Origin of the sequence: Flavobacterium sp. IB48 (genome assembly GCF_016405855.1) — a bacterium.
In the GTDB taxonomy this organism is placed as follows: Bacteria; Bacteroidota; Bacteroidia; order Flavobacteriales; family Flavobacteriaceae; genus Flavobacterium; species Flavobacterium ginsengisoli.
On sequence record NZ_JAEFCA010000004.1, the window covers coordinates 246827 to 265305 of the forward strand.

General features: G+C 34.1%; 12 protein-coding genes. 7 read left to right on the forward strand and 5 right to left on the reverse strand.

Features of this window, described 5'->3' with window-relative positions:
- The first annotated feature begins 296 nt into the window (after positions 1-296).
- The 5 genes from asnB (at position 297) to JC605_RS14600 (ending at position 9172) form a co-directional block, all read left to right on the forward strand.
- A complete protein-coding gene (asnB, locus tag JC605_RS14580) occupies positions 297-1910 on the forward strand; it encodes an asparagine synthase B (protein WP_198856891.1) in 1614 nt (537 codons plus the stop codon).
- 364 nt (positions 1911-2274) lie between these two features.
- A complete protein-coding gene (gene gyrB / locus JC605_RS14585; RefSeq protein WP_198856892.1) occupies positions 2275-4215 on the forward strand; it encodes a DNA topoisomerase (ATP-hydrolyzing) subunit B in 1941 nt (646 codons plus the stop codon).
- Between the two features lie 110 nt (positions 4216-4325).
- Complete coding sequence (gene mdh / locus JC605_RS14590) at positions 4326-5261, forward strand: malate dehydrogenase (RefSeq protein ID WP_198856893.1); 936 nt, start codon at positions 4326-4328, stop codon at positions 5259-5261.
- Positions 5262-5486: 225 nt separating this feature from the next.
- Positions 5487-8477, forward strand: a complete 2991-nt coding sequence (gene secDF, locus JC605_RS14595) for a protein translocase subunit SecDF (protein WP_198856894.1) — start codon at positions 5487-5489, stop codon at positions 8475-8477.
- 83 nt (positions 8478-8560) lie between these two features.
- A complete protein-coding gene (locus JC605_RS14600; RefSeq protein WP_198856895.1) occupies positions 8561-9172 on the forward strand; it encodes an acyloxyacyl hydrolase in 612 nt (203 codons plus the stop codon).
- A gap of 52 nt (positions 9173-9224) precedes the next feature.
- Here the strand turns inward: JC605_RS14600 and lgt are convergent, their stop codons facing one another.
- The 5 genes from lgt to JC605_RS14625 all read right to left on the reverse strand — a co-directional run bounded on the left by lgt (position 9225) and on the right by JC605_RS14625 (position 14235).
- Positions 9225-10157, reverse strand: coding sequence for a prolipoprotein diacylglyceryl transferase (gene lgt, locus JC605_RS14605; RefSeq protein ID WP_198856896.1), 933 nt, complete (start codon positions 10155-10157; stop codon positions 9225-9227).
- Between the two features lie 63 nt (positions 10158-10220).
- Positions 10221-10469, reverse strand: coding sequence for a membrane protein insertion efficiency factor YidD (gene yidD, locus JC605_RS14610; protein WP_008462282.1), 249 nt, complete (start codon positions 10467-10469; stop codon positions 10221-10223).
- A gap of 91 nt (positions 10470-10560) precedes the next feature.
- Positions 10561-12042 carry a cysteine--tRNA ligase gene (cysS, locus tag JC605_RS14615; protein WP_198856897.1) on the reverse strand — a complete coding sequence of 494 codons (1482 nt, stop codon included), beginning with the start codon at positions 12040-12042 and terminating at the stop codon, positions 10561-10563.
- A 120-nt stretch (positions 12043-12162) separates the two neighbouring features.
- Complete coding sequence (gene folE / locus JC605_RS14620) at positions 12163-12834, reverse strand: GTP cyclohydrolase I FolE (protein ID WP_198856898.1); 672 nt, start codon at positions 12832-12834, stop codon at positions 12163-12165.
- Positions 12835-13038: 204 nt separating this feature from the next.
- Positions 13039-14235, reverse strand: coding sequence for a pyridoxal phosphate-dependent aminotransferase (locus JC605_RS14625; RefSeq protein WP_198856899.1), 1197 nt, complete (start codon positions 14233-14235; stop codon positions 13039-13041).
- 123 nt (positions 14236-14358) lie between these two features.
- On the opposite strand from JC605_RS14625, the gene JC605_RS14630 reads away from it, so the two are divergent.
- A complete protein-coding gene (locus tag JC605_RS14630; protein WP_198856900.1) occupies positions 14359-15684 on the forward strand; it encodes a PDZ domain-containing protein in 1326 nt (441 codons plus the stop codon).
- Between the two features lie 150 nt (positions 15685-15834).
- Positions 15835-18471: a gliding motility-associated C-terminal domain-containing protein gene (locus JC605_RS14635; RefSeq protein ID WP_198856901.1), complete on the forward strand. Its 2637-nt coding sequence runs from the start codon at positions 15835-15837 to the stop codon at positions 18469-18471.
- Positions 18472-18479 lie beyond the last annotated feature (8 nt).

Consider the following 18479-nt stretch of genomic DNA (forward strand, 5'->3'; position numbering starts at 1 on the left):
TTTAGAATTAGTATATATATTGCCGAAAGACGTTCTTTTATGAGAGCGTCTTTCTTGTCTAAAAAAGTTTCTGTTTTTCAATAGATTAAAATTAAAAGTTTTGGTAATCGATTAAAATTTATTTCCAATTTGACTTTCGTTGAAATAAAAGTTAAACACTGAAATTTTAGGATGCAAAATGTAGGAAAGCAGAAAATAATATTTAGTTTTGCTTTTAAGCGGAAATTTTAATGATTTTTTAATGTATAGCTTATTTGAGGCTGGTACATCAGAATAAAAATAAAAAATAAAATAGTATGTCTGGATTGTTAGCCGTTATTGGCAAAGGAAAAGACCCCAAGCTTGTAAAAGAACTTTCTGAGAGAATGTCACATCGCGGACCTGATGAGAGCGATATTCATATTATGGAAAATGGCAGTATACTTTGTCATGAAAGCCTTTCTATAATTGATCTTAATTCGGGAAAACAGCCTATTCAAGGAACTGATAAAGCATGGATGGTACATGATGGTGAAATTTATAATTATCAAGAACTTAAAGACACGGTTTTAAAGAATCATACTTTTAGAACAGAATCTGATTCTGAAGTAATTGTACATCTTTATGAAGAATTCGGATATGATTTTTGCAATAAATTGGATGGAGATTTTGCTTTTGTGGTTGTAGATGGCGATAAATATATTGCAGGTCGTGACCCGATTGGAGTAAAACCTTTGTATTATGGTTTGGATGAAAGAGGACGAATTTATTTTTCGTCAGAAATGAAATCTATTGCAGACCAGTGCAAGTCGTTTTCTACTTTTCCTCCAGGACATTATTATACGGCAAAAACAGGTTTTGTAAAATACTATCGTCCAGAATACGAAGATCATAAAAACGCAACTCATGCATTAGATTTAGGTTTGATTCGTGAAAGTTTGATTCAAGCTACAAATAAGCGATTATTAGGCAATGTGCCTTTAGGGACTGTTTTGTCAGGAGGTTTAGATACTTCGTTGATTTCTTCTATTGCTTCTCGATTGCTGAAAGAAAAAGGACAAAAACTCCATTCGTTTTCTATCGGATTAGATGCCGAAGCGCCAGATAATATAGCAGCAAGAAAAGCCGCAGAATTTTTAGGAACAGAACATCACGAGATTCATTTTTCTGTAGAAGAAGGAGTGAAAGTTTTAGAAAAAGTAATTTATCATATCGAAACTTATGATATTATTTCTGTACGTTCTGGTGTTCCAATGTTTTTGCTTTCTAAAGCAATTGCAAGTCAAGGAATAAAAGTAATCTTGTCGGGCGAAGGAGCCGATGAGGTTTTTGGAGGGCATTTGTATTTTAGAAATGCGCCATCAGAAGAAGAATTTCAAGATGAAACGATAGAAAGAGTTCAAAAGTTATTTACAGCTGATTTACTTCGTGCAGATAAAACGACAATGGCAAATGGTTTAGAAGTTCGTATTCCATTTTTGGATACAGAATTTTTAGATGTTGCCATTCGAATAAAAACAGAAGAAAAACAGCCAAAAACTTATGATGGCGTTGAGAAATACATTCTAAGAAAAGCTTTTGACACTGAAGACGCTTATTTGCCTTCAGAAGTTTTATGGCGACAAAAAGAGCAATTTTCTGATGGAGTAGGATATAAATGGGTAGATGAATTAATCGAATATTGTGCTTCGCAAGTTACAGATGAGCAATTAGCTGGAGCAAGTGCAGAATTTCCATACAACTCGCCAACGACGAAAGAAGCGTACTTGTACAGGTCGATTTTTCATAAATTCTATCCACAGGTCAGCGCGGCGCAAACGGTTCGTAAATGGATTCCGAAATGGCAAGAAAACCTCGATCCGAGCGGACGAGCAAATGCAGCCCATTTAAATGGAAATTTTGAACCTGTAAAAACTACTGTTATCGCTTAAAAGATGAAATTCCAAAATTTTTAAATTCCAAATTCCAAGTTGGATTCCGTTATAGAAAACCGAAATGCATTAAATGTATTTCGGTTTTTTAATTTTAATGTCTTAGGGAAATTTTAAAATTTTGATTCGGTATTTCAGATTTGGGATTTGGAGTTTGAGATTTTCAAAATTGGAATTTGGTATTTAAAATTTTGGAATTTTCAAAAAAAATTGAATTTAAATTCATTTTTGGGTTTATTTTTTAGTTTTTCAGACAATTGTGTTGATAACTTAAGTGCTTTAAGTCGTAATTTACTGGGTATATAGCTCGCGTTTTTATATATTTGCGTGTTAGACATTAATTACATTTTTTAGAATAAATTATATGAGCGAAGAAATCAAGAAGAACAATTATTCAGCAGATAGTATTCAGGCATTAGAAGGGATGGAGCACGTAAGAATGCGTCCGTCGATGTATATTGGTGATGTAGGGGTTCGAGGACTACACCATTTGGTTTACGAGGTTGTTGATAACTCTATTGATGAGGCGATGGGAGGACATTGTGATACTATTAGTGTCGCAATAAACGAAGATGGTTCGGTAACAGTTGAAGATAACGGTCGTGGTATTCCTGTTGATTTACATAAAAAAGAAGGAGTTTCTGCACTTGAGGTTGTAATGACTAAAATTGGTGCCGGAGGTAAATTTGATAAAGACTCTTATAAAGTTTCTGGAGGACTTCACGGGGTTGGGGTTTCTGTAGTAAATGCACTTTCGGTTCATATGAAATCGACTGTTTTTAGAGAAGGGAAAATCTATGAGCAAGAGTATGAAAGAGGAAAATCATTATATCCAGTAAAACAAATTGGAGAAACAGATAAAAGAGGTACGCGCCAGACTTTTTATCCAGATGATACAATCTTTACTCAGACTACTGAGTTTTCATACGATACACTTTCAGCACGTATGCGTGAGCTTTCTTTCTTAAACAAAGGAATTACAATCACGTTTACAGATAAGAGAGAAGTAGATGAAAAAGGAGAATTCAGAAGTGAAGTTTTCCATTCTCAGGAAGGTCTTAAAGAATACATTCGTTACTTAGATGGTAACCGTGAGCCAATTGTTTCTCACGTTATCAGTATGGATAATGATAAAGGTGAAATCCCAGTTGAGGTTGCCTTAATTTACAATACAAGTTATACAGAGAACATTTTCTCTTACGTAAATAATATCAATACGCACGAAGGAGGAACGCACTTGCAAGGTTTTAGAAGTGGTTTGACAAGAACGCTTAAAAAATATGCTGACGCTTCTGGTTTATTAGATAAATTAAAATTCGAAATTGCTGGAGATGACTTCCGTGAAGGATTAACAGCGATTATTTCGGTAAAAGTAGCTGAACCTCAGTTCGAAGGTCAGACAAAAACTAAACTTGGAAATAGAGAGGTAGTTTCTCCAGTTTCTCAAGCTGTTGGAGAAATGCTAGAAAATTATTTGGAAGAAAATCCAAATGATGCGAAATTAATTATCCAAAAAGTAATCCTAGCGGCTCAGGCACGTCACGCAGCGAAAAAAGCGCGTGAAATGGTACAGCGTAAAACCGTTATGGGCGGTGGAGGATTGCCAGGTAAGTTATCTGATTGCTCTGAACAAGATCCAGCAAGATGTGAGGTTTACCTTGTCGAGGGAGATTCGGCTGGTGGAACAGCAAAACAAGGACGTGATCGTAACTTTCAAGCGATTCTACCATTACGTGGTAAAATCTTGAACGTTGAAAAAGCGATGCACCATAAAGTATTCGAAAACGAAGAGATTAGAAATATCTTTACTGCATTAGGAGTTACAGTAGGAACTGCAGAAGATAGTAAAGCATTAAATCTTGAAAAATTAAGATATCACAAGGTAATCATCATGTGTGATGCCGATGTCGATGGTAGCCACATTTCTACCTTAATATTAACGTTCTTCTTCCGTTTCATGAAAGAGCTTATTGAAGAAGGTCACGTTTACATTGCAGCGCCACCTTTATATTTAGTTAAAAAAGGAAACAAGAAAGAATATGCTTGGAATGATGTTCAGCGTGATCAAGCTAACGAAAGAATGGGAGGAAGTGCCAATATTCAGCGTTATAAAGGTCTTGGAGAGATGAACGCGGAGCAATTATGGGAAACTACAATGGATCCGAATTTCAGAACTTTACGCCAAGTAAATATTGATAGTCTTGCTGAAGCTGATCAAGTTTTCTCTATGTTAATGGGTGATGAAGTGCCACCTCGTAGAGAGTTTATCGAGAAAAATGCAGTTTATGCAAATATTGATGCATAAAATGAAAAATTAATAATTTCAATTCGTTTAATTGTTTAAATTTACTAGACAATTAAACGAATTGTCTTTTTAAAGAATAGACAAAATTAATAACCGATAAAGTAAAAAATATGAAAGTTACCATTGTAGGAGCAGGAAATGTTGGAGCTACATGTGCAGATGTTATTTCTTATAGAGGAATTGCTAGCGAAGTAGTATTGTTGGATATTAAAGAAGGTTTTGCCGAAGGTAAAGCATTGGATATTACACAATGTGCGACAAATACTGGTTTTAATACTAAAGTATCTGGCGTTACCAACGATTATTCTAAAACTGCAGGAAGCGATGTAGTAGTAATTACATCAGGAATTCCGAGAAAACCGGGAATGACGAGAGAAGAATTAATTGGTATCAATGCAGGAATTGTGAAAACAGTTGCTGAGAATGTGCTAAAGTATTCTCCTGATACAATTATTGTTGTAGTTTCCAACCCAATGGATACTATGACCTATTTAGCTTTAAAAGCTACAGGTCTTCCAAAAAACAGAATTATAGGTATGGGTGGAGCTTTAGATAGTTCTCGTTTTAGAACGTACCTTTCATTAGCTTTAGACAAACCAGCAAATGATATTTCGGCAATGGTAATTGGAGGTCATGGAGATACTACTATGATTCCGTTAACGCGTTTGGCTTCTTATAACGGAATTCCTGTATCACAGTTTCTTTCAGAAGGAGTATTGCAAAAAGTTGCCGCAGATACAATGGTAGGAGGAGCGACGCTTACAGGTCTTCTAGGGACTTCTGCTTGGTACGCGCCAGGAGCTTCTGTGGCATATTTAGTTGATAGTATTTTGAACGATCAGAAAAAAATGATTGCATGTTCTGTTTTTGTAGAAGGAGAATATGGTCAAAATGATATCTGTATAGGAGTGCCTTGTATAATTGGTAAAAACGGTGTAGAAGAAATTCTAGATATAAACTTAAACGATCAGGAAAAGGCTTTATTTGCGAAAAGTGCAGATGCAGTTCGTAGTATGAATGATGCCCTAAAAACGATTTTAGTATAATAAAAACGGCAAAAAAGAAAAGAAGCTGCACTTTTGCAGCTTTTTTTTTGAGATTAATTAATAAATAAATTGGTTAATATTTTCGTTAATTATATATTTGCTCGGTTTAAAAAAAAATTGGTAATTCGTGATCTCGTATTTTTGTTTTAAAAAATCATGTCAGGGCTTATTTTATGGGACTTTAAAACAAAAACAAAAATAAAACATAATTAATTTTTAGTAATAATGCAGAATAAAGGACTTATTAAATTTTTCGCAATTCTATTTGCATTGGTAAGTATTTACCAACTATCATTCACTTTTGTGGCAAATGGTGTCAAAAGTGAAGCCAAAGCTTTTGCAGGAGATAATCCTGATAAGGAGCTGAAATATTTAGATTCTATTGGTAAAGAAAAAGTATTAAATCTTGGTTTTACTGATTTCACTTACAATGAAGTGAAAAACAAACAACTTAATAAAGGTCTTGACTTAGAAGGAGGAATCAACGTAATTCTTCAAATTTCTATTAAAGATGTATTAAAAGGTTTGGCTAATAATTCTAAAAATCCAGTTTTTAATAAATCATTAGCTGATGCATCTGCAAATTTAGAAGGAAACAAAACGTATTTAAATAAGTTTTTTGAAGCTTTTGAAGCAAATTCAAAAGGATCTGTGAAATTAGCGTCTCCAGATATTTTCGCTAACAGAAGCCTTCAAGGTGATGGTGGTGTAGATTTTCAAATGTCTGACGCGCAGGTTCAAAAAGTTATCAAAAGAAAAGTTGATGAGTCTGTAGAAAGTGCTTTTAAAGTATTAAGAGAGCGTATCGACAAATTCGGTGTTACACAGCCAAACATCCAGAAATTAGGAGAAACAGGAAGAATCTTAGTAGAGCTTCCAGGTGCTAAGGATGTTGATAGAATTAAAAAATTATTAGGTGGAAAAGCTCAATTAGAGTTTTGGGAAACTTATAAAATTGAAGAAATTGGTAATTTCTTAGTATCAGCAAACGAAGCTTTAAAGAAAACTGAAGTTAAGAAAACTGAAACTAAAACAGTTGCTAAAGATTCATTAAATGCATTATTAACAGATGCTAAAGATTCTTCAGATGTTAAAAAAGGAAACAATCCTTTATTTGATAAAATAGTTAGTAATGGTGGTGGGCCAGTTTTAGGTTATTTTGCTCCTAAAGATACAGCTGCTATCAATGATTATTTCAAAAGACCAGAAATTAGAGTATTATTGGCTGCTGACCAACACTATGCAAAATTTGTATGGAGTAAGCCAACAACTATAAAAGATCCAAAAGCTAAAGATGTAAAAAGCGCAGCTGATGTTGAAGTTGTAGAATTATACGCTTTAAAAGGAAACAGAGACAATACTCCAGCAATGAGCGGTGGTGTTGTAACTGATGCAAAAGATACTTTTGACCAAATGGGTAAACCAGCAGTTTCTATGCAAATGAACAGCCAAGGTGCTAAAGTTTGGGAAGAATTGACAGGAAGAGCATTTGCTCAAAAAAGTTACATTGCTATTGTATTAGATGATATCGTATATTCTGCTCCAGGTGTAACAAGCGGTCCTATTGCTGGAGGAAGATCTGAGATTACAGGTTCATTTGATGTAGCTGAAACTAAAGATTTAGCTAACGTATTAAATGCAGGTAAATTACCAGCTTCTGCAGATATTATTCAGTCAACGGTTGTAGGTCCATCTTTAGGACAAGCAGCTATCGATGCAGGTACAATTTCTTCTGTATTAGGTTTCTTATTAGTTTGTGTTTGGATGGTATTCTATTATGGTAAAGCAGGTTGGTATGCAAACCTTGCATTATTATTAAACTTACTATTCTTATTCGGAATTATGGCAAGTTTTGGTTTTGTATTAACATTACCAGGTATTGCAGGTATCGTATTAACATTAGGTACTGCGGTAGATGCTAACATTATTATTTACGAAAGAGCGAAAGAAGAATTACGTGAAGGAAAATCTCTTTCTGAAGCTGTTCAAGCTTCTTACGGATGGCATGGTGCAATGCGTTCTATTATTGATGCTAACGTTACTCACGTTTTAACTGGAGCGATCTTATTTATTTTCGGAACAGGTCCTATTAAAGGTTTCGCTTTAACATTATTAATTGGTATCGTAACTTCATTGTTTACATCAATCTTTATTGCTAGAATCTTTATTGACAGAAATATTGCTGGAAAAGCTGATTTAACTTTCTGTACAAATATTACTAAAAACTGGTTTACAAACTTCCATTTTGACTTTATTAAAGTTAAGAAATTCACTTATATCTTCTCTTCTATTGTAACAGTAGTAAGTTTAGTTTCTATCTTCTTCGTTAACGGATTAGATGAAGGTGTTGATTTTGTTGGAGGAAGAACTTTCCAAGTTAAATTCGAAAAACCAGTTGATGCAACTGCAGTTTCAGATGAATTATCTGCTGCTTTCGGTACTCCAGTTGAAGCTAAAATTTTAGGTGATGATGATCAATTGAAAATCACAACTAAATACAAAATTAAAGAAGATGGAGTAGCTATTGATGAAGAAGTAAATCAGAAATTATATGCTGGATTACAGAAATACTTCCCAAATACAACTTACGATAAATTCATCAACTCATTTGATGGTAAGAAAGTTGGTGTTTTACAAGCTTCTAAAGTTGGTGCTTCTATCTCTGAGGATATCAAAACTAACTCTTACTGGGCGGTTCTTGGTGCAATGGCAGTTATTTTCTTATACTTAATGGTATCTTTCCGTAAATGGCAATATTCTTTAGGTGCGATTGCAGCTGTTGCTCACGACGTAATCTTTGTATTAGGAATTTATTCATTATGTTACAAATTCATGCCATTCCACATGGAAATGGATCAACACTTTATCGCTGCGATCTTAACTGTAATTGGTTACTCTATGAACGATACTGTAATCGTATTTGACAGGGTGAGAGAGTTTATCATCGGAAACCGTAAAGGAAGTTTCGAAGATATCGTAAACGCTTCTATTAATACTACATTATCTAGAACATTGAATACTTCATTAATGATGATTATCGTACTATTAACGATGTTTATCTTCGGTGGAGAGTCTATCAGAGGATTTATCTTCGCAATGTTAATCGGTATTATTGTGGGTACTTACTCTTCATTATTTATCGCTACGCCAGTATTGGTTGATACGATTTCTAGTGATGAGAAACACACAATCGAAGACAAACACAATAAAGCATAATTATTGCTCTAGTTATATGAAAAGATCCAGTGAAAGCTGGATCTTTTTTTTGTGCTATATTTAAAAGAATTTTAGAATGATTTATGACAAGAAAATTACTTTTAGTCTTATTGTTTCTTATGGCTGTAGAAATGAACGCACAGAAAGGTGAATCAAATTTTTCCTTAGGTTTTAATTATGGTTTTGGAAGTGAATTCAGTAATAGAAACTACATGTTTACCAATCAATTTTACAAAGTTCAGCTATATTATAGATTAAAAGAAACAAAGCACTTTCAATATCAGATTTTAGTTCAGCCTGAGATTAATTTTGCTGAACATCAACTATTGAACTTTTATTTTGTTAAACCTGATACGCCCAATTATCAGCAAAAAAGAGACGAATTTACACGATTAAAAGATATTCGCGAATATGTGCTTAATTGTGGTTTTCTAGTGCGTAAACCTATTGGTAAAACATGTTCGTTTTATGTTTTGGGAAGTATTGGTCCGATGATTACAGATACAGAAACCGAGCGAATGTCTAAAGGTTTTGCTTTTGCTGATGTTTTAGCAGTTGGTTTTGCCGCAAGCTATGATAAATTTAAGTTTGATATTCGTCCTAGTGTAAGACATGTTTCTAATGCTGGATTAGGAAGCAGTAATGCAGGATATAATACAAAGAATATCGAATTTGGTATTTCCTGTCAGCTATAAAAAGAAAATGCCCAATACGTGATATTAGGCATTCTTTATTTATATTGAAAATTTATGACTCTGCTAAAGGATTTCTTTGCGCTCTAATGATAAAGAAAAGCCCTATAATGATAAAAGGTATACTTAACCATTGTCCTGTTGAGAATAAGCCTAATTCGCTTTCGAAACCGCCTTGGCTTTCTTTTACAAATTCGACAACGAAACGAACAACAAATAAAAGCACTAAAAATAATCCGAATAAAAGACCAGATTTAAGTCTTGCATTTGTTCTCCAGTATAAAAAGAATAAAATAGCAAATACAAAAACATAACAGAATGCTTCATATAATTGTGTAGGATGTCTTGAAGGAACTTCTGCTAATAATGTTGCAAATTTTGGATCTGTTGCAATTGCATTGTAAGCTTCTTTAGGGTCTGCAATTCCGGTTTTTTGTACTGCTTCGGCTTTGCTAAATGTATCGTGAAGAAAACGGATTCCAAAAGCAGATGAAGTTTCGTGACCTATAATTTCAGAATTAAAGAAATTTCCTAAACGTACAAAAATAGCGCCACTTGCAACAGGTATTACAACGCGGTCTAAGATCCATAGTAAAGAACGTTTTAGTATTTTTTTGCTGTAGTAATACATTGCAATAATAATCGCAATTGCAGCCCCATGACTTGCTAATCCTTGGAAACCTGTAAATTGAAATTCAGGTTCGAATTTAAACGGAAGGAAAATTTCTAAAATGTGATTTCTAAAATATTCCCAATCGTAAAAGAAGACATGACCTAAACGCGCTCCAATTAAAGTTGCAAGAACTGTCCAAACAAATAAAGAATCTAGTTTTTCAATCGATTCGTTTTCTCTTTCGAAAATCTTTTTCATTAGGAACCATCCTAAACCAAAAGCAATTACAAACATTAAGCTGTAATAGCGAATCATAAAAAATCCTAAGTTGATTCCCTCAGAAGGATTCCAAACTAAATTTAAGGCGTGTGTCATGTATAAATGTTTTATATAGCTGTAAAAATAAATATTTAATGTAAAGTGCCGCTTTCTAAAAGGTTAATGTTTGTGATTGCATTTTTTTTCAGGAACAGGATCGTAACCGCTTCTTCCCCAAGGGTGACAGCTTAAGATGCGTTTAATGCCTAAAAAACCGCCATAGAACAATCCGTGAATTTGCAGCGCTTGAATCATGTAAGTCGAACAAGTCGGCTCAAATCTGCAGGCAGCTGGCGTAAACGGCGAAATAGCAGTCTGATAAAAACGGACTAACAATACAAACGGATATATTAAAATTTTTGAAAACATATTTTTTTGTATCAGTTAGTTTAGTATTCAGTGTTCAGTCAGTATAAAGTTTGAAACTGAATACTAAAAAACTGAACACTGATCACTTTTTTTATTGTATGCTAAACGTAGTTCCTTCTTTTCCGTCTTTAAGCTGAATTCCTAAAGCGATTAACTGATCGCGAATCTGGTCAGAAAGTGCAAAGTTTTTATCTGCTCTTGCCTGATTTCTCATTTCGATAAGCATGTTTACTACGCCATCTAGTTTGTCGCTATCGCCATCTGCAGCCTTGTCGTCGTTAAGACCTAAAACATCATATACAAAAGCATTTACTGCTGTTTTAAAATCAGCTAAATCATTCGCAGAAATAGTTTCTTTGCCATCTTTTAATAAGTTGATATAGCGAACCGCTTCAAACAATTGTGCAATTAGAATTGGCGTATTGAAATCGTCGTTCATGGCATCGTAGCAAAGCTGTTTCCAAGCTGCAAAATCTATAGAGCTAGAATTTCCTGCCGTAATATTTGGTAAAGCGTCTAGTGCTTCCATTAATCTTTTGTATCCTTTTTCAGCAGCAACAATAGCATCATCAGAGAAATCTAAAATACTCCTATAGTGTGCTTGAAGCATGAAAAAACGAGTTACTGAAGCCGAAAATGGTTTGCTCAAGATATTATTATCTCCGCTAAGAATCTCACCTGGAAGAATATTATTTCCAGTCGATTTTGCCATTTTCTTTCCGTTTAGGGTAAGCATGTTGGCGTGCATCCAGTAATTTACTGGTGCCTGACCTGTGCAAGCTTCATTTTGGGCAATTTCACATTCGTGGTGCGGGAATTTTAAATCCATTCCACCTCCGTGAATGTCAAAATGATTTCCAAGATATTTGGTGCTCATTGCAGTACATTCCAAATGCCATCCTGGGAAACCATCGCTCCAAGGAGAAGGCCATCTCATGATATGTTCTGGTTCTGCTTTTTTCCATAAGGCAAAATCCTGAGGATTTCTCTTGTCTGACTGTCCATCAAGATCACGGGTGTTAGCTAACATATCATCGATATTTCTACCGCTTAAGATACCGTAATTATTGGTTTCGTTATATTTTACAACATCAAAATATACTGAACCATTAGCAACATATGCAATGCCTTTATCGATTATTTTTTTAATAATTTCAATTTGCTCAATAATGTGTCCTGTTGCTGTAGGCTCGATGCTTGGAGGTAAAAAATTGAAAGCTTTTAGAATGTTGTGAAAGTCAACAGTGTAGCGTTGTACTACTTCCATTGGTTCTAATTGTTCTAAACGCGCTTTTTTGGCAATTTTATCTTCACCTTCATCCACATCGTCTACGATATGTCCAACATCGGTGATATTTCGAACATAACGAACTTTATAATCCAAATGAAGAAAATATCTAAAAATTACATCAAAAGACATAAAAGTTCTCACGTTTCCTAAATGGACATTACTATATACGGTAGGTCCACAAACATACATTCCAACGTTTCCTTCATGGATTGGTTTGAAATCTTCTTTTTCACCCGAAAGTGAATTGTATATTTTTAGTGGTTGTGTTGTATATAATGGCATAAAATTTATGTTTAACCGTTTAATCTTTTAGTAAGGATTTATTCTTGTGAAAGATAATATTTTTTGTGTAATTGTTAATTTGTTTAATCGGCTAAACAAATTAACAATTTACCGATTAAACTAGAACTGAGTGTCTAGTTTGATATAATCTAAGAATTCTCTCTTCGTTTGAGCATCTTTGAATTTTCCTCCAAACTCAGAAGTTACCGTGCTGCTTTCGATATCTTTAATTCCGCGAGAGTTTACGCAAAGGTGTTTTGCGTCGATTACGCAAGCAACATCTTCTGTCCCTAAAGCTTTTTGAAGTTCTTGAACAATCTGCATAGTTAGACGCTCTTGTACTTGAGGTCTTTTTGCATAATACTCAACAATACGATTCATTTTTGATAAACCGATCACGCGTCCGCTTGAGATATAAGCAACGTGAGCGCGCCCGATAATTGGCAGTAAATGGTGTTCGCAAGTAGAATAAACTGTGATGTTTTTTTCTACAAGCATTTCGCCATATTTATAATTATTGTCAAAAGTAGAAGCTTTTGGCTGTTTTGCAGGGTTAAGACCTCCAAAAATTTCTTTTACAAACATTTTCGCAACTCGGTTTGGAGTTCCTTTAATGCTGTCATCTGTCAAATCCATTCCTAATGTTTGTAGAATGCTTTCGACATCTTTTTTAATTTTTTCTATTTTTTCTTCATCAGTGATGTCAAAAGCATCCTCTCTTAAAGGGTTTTTTGCATTACTGCTGAAGTGACTGTCACCTATTTCGTCTAAAAAATCTTCGTTATTTATCATTAAGAACTACTATTATAATGTGGTATATCTTTTTAAGGCGGTAAAGATAATTAATAAATAGGAAACCTATTCTATGGTTTTTAGGATTTAATTGCTGCTTTTTGGATATAATTTAAAATTTGAAGATAAATACTATTATTAAAAATAAAAAAGACAACAACGAAAAACGTTATTGTCTTTTTAAATTGTATTATAATGAATTGATTATCTGTTGTTGTAAACTAGTAAAGCCTCCTTTAAAATGTTTACGGCTGTAATCAAATCTTTTTTGTTTAAAACATAGGCAATACGAACTTGATTTAGTCCCATTCCAGGTGTAGAATAAAAACCTTTAGCAGGAGCAATCATTACCGTTTCGCCGTTTAAGTTATAACTTTCAAGCAACCATTGTGCAAAATCGTCTGAATCTTTTATAGGAAGCTCTGCAATGCAATAAAAGGCACCTTTTGGTTTAGTTACAATAACACCATCAATTTTATTTAATTCAGCGATTAAAGTGTTACGGCGTTCTTTGTATTCGCCGATTACTTCGTCAAAATAACTTTGAGGTGTGTCAATTGCAGCTTCACACGCAATCTGTTCAATAGTTGGCGGACTTAAACGTGCTTGAGCAAACTTCATTACTGTTGCCAAAACATCTTTGTTTTTAGTTACCAAGCATCCAATTCTTGCTCCGCACATACTGTAACGTTTAGAAACAGAATCGACCATGATTACGTTTTGCTGTACATCTTCAAGATTCATTACAGAAAAGTGCACATCGTCGCCATCATATAAAAATTCACGATATACTTCATCAGCGATTAAGTATAAATCATGTTTTTTAATTAAGCTGGCAAGCTGTTTAATTTCTGTTTCAGAATATAAATATCCAGTCGGATTTCCAGGGTTGCAAATCAGAATGGCTTTTGTTTTTGGTGTTATTAATTTTTCTACTTCATCAATACTTGGCAAAGCAAATCCAGTTTCGATAGTAGAAACTAGAGGCACTACAGTTGCACTTGTAGAAGAAGCAAAGGCATGATAATTAGCATAAAAAGGTTCCGGGATAATGATTTCATCTCCTGGATCTGTAATTGTGGCCAGTGCAAAAAGTAAGGCTTCAGAGCCACCAGTTGTTACAATGATGTCTTCTGTGTTAACGTTTACATTTTGGCGCTGGTAAAAATGAGCTAATTTTTTTCTATAGCTTTCATATCCGGCAGACGGACTGTATTCTATAATACTCAAATCAATATTTTTTACCGCCTCGATGGCCACTTCCGGTGTCTTGATATCCGGTTGACCAATGTTTAAGTGATACACCTTGTGTCCCTTTTTCTTTGCTAAATCAGCAAAAGGAGCCAGCTTGCGTATCGGAGATTCGGGCATGTTTCTTCCCTTGAGTGAAATTGTCGGCATGAGTATAAATTATTGAAGTGCAAATTTGCATATTTTTTTCGAATTTAACGTAAACAATAAGGGTACTTCCAAAAATGTAACAATAATAAATATATTTACTAATTTTATAATAAAATATTGTCAATGAAAAAATATATAGTATTGTTTTTTGGGTTATTCTTACCTTTTTTGCTTTTTGGACAAGGCGATTTCATATTGGAAAACAATGCAACAAAGGCTACGATCCCTTTTAAATTGATTAATAACCTCGTTTTTATTCCTATAAAAGTGAATGGAGTAGAGTTGAATTTTCTTCTTGATTCTGGTGTTGAAGAAACACTTTTGTTTAGTATGGAAGATAAACAAGAAGTTAGTTTTAACAATGTTGAGAAAATCAAACTCCGCGGATTAGGAAGCGAAGAAGAGATAGAAGGCTTGAAATCGACAAAGAATATTCTAGAAACGCATGGTCTGAAATCAAGTGACCATATGGTTTTTATTATCCTAGATCAAAGTTTTAATTTGTCTTCTCATATTGGAATTCCTGTTAATGGAATTATCGGTCATAAATTCTTTAGAAACAATCTTGTCGAAATTAATTACCAGAAAAAGAAAATAATAGTTCATGCTAAGAGCGATAGATATCAGGGAAAGCTTGATAAACAGTTTAAAATGGTTCCGATAACGGTTGAAAAGTCAAAACCTTATATAATTACAAAAGCTACAGTTAATGATCAAGAAATTCCGGCAAAGCTTTTAATTGATATTGGAAATAGTGATGCTTTCTGGATTTTTGAAAATGATAAAATAAAACTCCCGAACAAAAACTTTCCTGATTTTTTAGGAAAAGGTTTTAGCGGTGACATTGAAGGACATCGCGCTAAAATTGATAAATTCTCTATAGACGAATTTGATTTTAAAAAACCTATTGTCTCTTTTCCTGATTCTGCATCAATTCGTAACGTTAAGATGGTTCCAGGACGTATCGGTTCTGTTGGTGGAGAAGTTTTGAAACGATTTACCTTAGTTTTAGATTATAAAGAAAAAAAACTGTACTTAAAAAGAAACAGCAAATTTGGAGAACCTTTTACTTATAATAAGAGCGGAATTACGATTCAGCACAACGGACTTCAATGGGTGCAAGAAACAGTACATTTAGAGACTGTAAGAGTTGCTTCTACAATGGATGAATTGCAAGAAAAAGACAAAAACGAAAATAACTTCAAGTATAAATTTGCTCTTAAGCCAGTTTACGAAATAGTAAATGTGCGTGAGAATTCTGCTGCTGAAAAATGTGGATTACGAAAAGGTGATATTATAGTTAGTATAAATAAAAATCAGCCATATAAATACACTCTTCAACAAATAAATAATCTTTTGAAATCTGAAGATGATGTATGGATTAATCTTGAGGTAGAACGAAATAGTTTGGTGCTTAAATTTAGGTTTAAATTAGAAGATGAGTTGTAAAAAAGTAGAATTTTAATTTTGGGTTGATTTCTTTAAAAACCCCATTTTAAGCTATTGTAATGTAGGTGTGCCTTTTTTTTGTGAAAATAAGTTTACTAAAAATTAGCTTTTTAGTTAGATAATTTCTTATGTTTAACAAAAAATTAATCTATGGCAAAAAACTACATTAACTACCTACATTTTGTATTGTTTTTTATTTTTTTTTCCTTAATTCCTTCAAAACTAACGGCACAATGTGCTGGTACTGACAATGTAAATGAATTAATTTGCGATGTCACTAATCCCATTTATCAATCAGTAAATTTATTTTCTTTGTTAGGAGGTTCTCCAATTCCAGGTGGAACATGGACAGATGATAATAATCTACAAGGTTTAGATCCTTCTACTGGTATTTTAAATGCTCAATTTATCCTTAGCGGAGGAGAATATCACTATACCTATACAGCTCCAGCGACTTCGGGGTGTACAAATAACAAAGCTGTAGTCACGATTACCATAGGCGCATACGTGGGCGTGGGATCTGAAGCAACAGTTTGTAACGAAAATAATTTTTTTAATCTTTTTACAGCTTTTGACAGTAAGGTTATGGGGCCACATGTAAACGGAAGTTTTACTACCGATAAAGGGCAGCCTGTACCGCGTACAATACCAATTGGACAATATACAACCAAAACTACGCTTAACTTTATATATACTGTACCGGCAGTGCCGGCGTGTTCTCCTGATACAAAGTCAACCAATGTGCAGGTGACTATTTTTATAGCTCCTAAAATTGGAGAACCACAAGATTTGGAATTATGCGGGACTACAGATTTGGCGGCCTACACCGATTTAGATTTATTTGACCGGATAGGTAAAGGGGATAAAGGAGGTACTTGGACAGGTATGGGATTGACTTCTGCTACAGATCATAACATTAACCTTCAAGAATTGTTTGATGCAAATGGACCTGGCGTATACCCTTATACCTACACTGTTTTGGCGCTTCCTAATAGTAATATATGTGCTAATAAAAGTGCTACTGTAAATATAACTCTCGAAAAAAGACTTGATTTTACAGGATCTAAAATTGAAGTAAGCAAAGATATTTGCGAATCTGAAATTGCGACAGCGACTTATTCGGCAAAAATTACCCAAGGACAAGATAATATTCCTAATGGGAAATATGATTTAAGCTTTGCTATTGTTGGGCCAGGAGTATCAGCATCTGATAATGTAAGAGGGGATTTTGTGAATGGAGAATTTAATTTTCCAATACAATCATCTTATTTTAAAGAAGTAGGTGAGTATACGATAACGGTTACAGGTATAGTGTCTACAACAAGTAGAAGAAAATGCGTAGACATTTTCAATCCGTTTTCGAGTGTTTTAACAATTTATCCGTTACCGCTTTTAACTAATGCTACGCTAACAGCGCTTCCTGTTTGCCAAAATGATATAGCAACAATTGATATTATTGCACCTCAATTGCTTGATGGTACTTATCGTATTTCTTACAATATAAATGGAGATAATCTAGCTATGGGCGAAACAGCAGAAATACAATCTGTTGGCGGAAAAGCATCTTTTACAATTCCGGGAAACCTGAGTAAAAGAAGCGGATTGTCGGTAATTACAATTTATAATATAACCAATATTACAAATCCTTCACCACAATGTACCAATATAGCAAATGTTGCAGGAAATCTATATGTAAATCCGTTGCCAAATGCATTAACTGTAATTGCGGCAGTTAAAGATTATTGCTTGAATGCACCTGTTACTGTTGAAATTTCTGGGTTGGAAACTTTAACCAATGTTAGTATTTCTTATCAATTGTCAGAAAGTAATATTTCGGGAATACAGACTATTAGTAATACAGTGCAAAATGGTAAGTTAGATTTTGTAATTCCTGCCGAATTGCTTTTAAATACAGGTTCAACAAAAATTACATTATTGAATTTAACTAATACGGTTACAAATTGTGATGTCGATTTAATCAACATTACAGACGATTTCATTATAAATCCGATTCCGCCTGCACCGACTGTTTTAGATCAGAACTTTTGTAAAGTAGACGAGGCAGTAATTGCCAATTTAGAACCAAAAGGAACTCAGTACAAATGGTATAATTCTGCAACAGCAACAACGCCACTCGCCGTTGATTATGTTTTAAAAACAGAAGATTATTACGTTACAGAAACCTCTGCTGAAGGTTGTATTTCAGAACCCGCAAAAGTTTCGGTAGTGATAAATGATACGCCAGCACCAGAAATGAACGAAACGGCAGATTTTTGCGGTTTAGCAAATCCGAAGATAAGCGATTTGTCCAGTAAGACAAATGTTCCGTCAACGGTAGCTTGGTATGATTCTGTAGACGGAAATTTATTGCCTTCAACCACATTATTGGTACACAATGCAATTTATTACGGGTACGATTTAAATGAAACAACAAGATGTCTGTCTGAAAATTATAAAGAAGTGAAAGTCTCTTTACGAGATTGTGAAGTTGCTCAGTACGATTTCTTTGTTCCTGACGGATTTTCTCCAAACGGAGACGGTGTAAACGATTCATTTGTGATAAAAGATATTGAATTTTTATATCCAAACTATACACTTGAAATTTATAACAGGTACGGCAACGGAATGTATAAAGGAGATAATAGTAAACCAGCTTGGGATGGCAAGAATTACGAGAAAAGCGGTATCGCTGGAGGCGTTGCGCCCAATGGAGTTTATTTTTATGTACTGCATTTTAATAAAGACAATAAACCGCCACAACAAGGCCGTCTTTACTTAAATCGATAATCTCTTTT

What these genes read in the sequence shown, in the direction of transcription:
- mdh (WP_198856893.1), top strand. Translation starts at nt 4,326, where the DNA reads ATGAAAGTTACCATTGTAGGAGCAGGAAATGTTGGAGCTACATGTGCA.
- lgt (WP_198856896.1), bottom strand. Translation starts at nt 10,157, where the DNA reads ATGACACACGCCTTAAATTTAGTTTGGAATCCTTCTGAGGGAATCAAC.
- JC605_RS14630 (WP_198856900.1), top strand. Translation starts at nt 14,359, where the DNA reads ATGAAAAAATATATAGTATTGTTTTTTGGGTTATTCTTACCTTTTTTG.
- gyrB (WP_198856892.1), top strand. Translation starts at nt 2,275, where the DNA reads ATGAGCGAAGAAATCAAGAAGAACAATTATTCAGCAGATAGTATTCAG.
- secDF (WP_198856894.1), top strand. Translation starts at nt 5,487, where the DNA reads ATGCAGAATAAAGGACTTATTAAATTTTTCGCAATTCTATTTGCATTG.
- asnB (WP_198856891.1), top strand. Translation starts at nt 297, where the DNA reads ATGTCTGGATTGTTAGCCGTTATTGGCAAAGGAAAAGACCCCAAGCTT.
- cysS (WP_198856897.1), bottom strand. Translation starts at nt 12,042, where the DNA reads ATGCCATTATATACAACACAACCACTAAAAATATACAATTCACTTTCG.
- yidD (WP_008462282.1), bottom strand. Translation starts at nt 10,469, where the DNA reads ATGTTTTCAAAAATTTTAATATATCCGTTTGTATTGTTAGTCCGTTTT.
- JC605_RS14635 (WP_198856901.1), top strand. Translation starts at nt 15,835, where the DNA reads ATGGCAAAAAACTACATTAACTACCTACATTTTGTATTGTTTTTTATT.
- JC605_RS14600 (WP_198856895.1), top strand. Translation starts at nt 8,561, where the DNA reads ATGACAAGAAAATTACTTTTAGTCTTATTGTTTCTTATGGCTGTAGAA.
- JC605_RS14625 (WP_198856899.1), bottom strand. Translation starts at nt 14,235, where the DNA reads ATGCCGACAATTTCACTCAAGGGAAGAAACATGCCCGAATCTCCGATA.
- folE (WP_198856898.1), bottom strand. Translation starts at nt 12,834, where the DNA reads ATGATAAATAACGAAGATTTTTTAGACGAAATAGGTGACAGTCACTTC.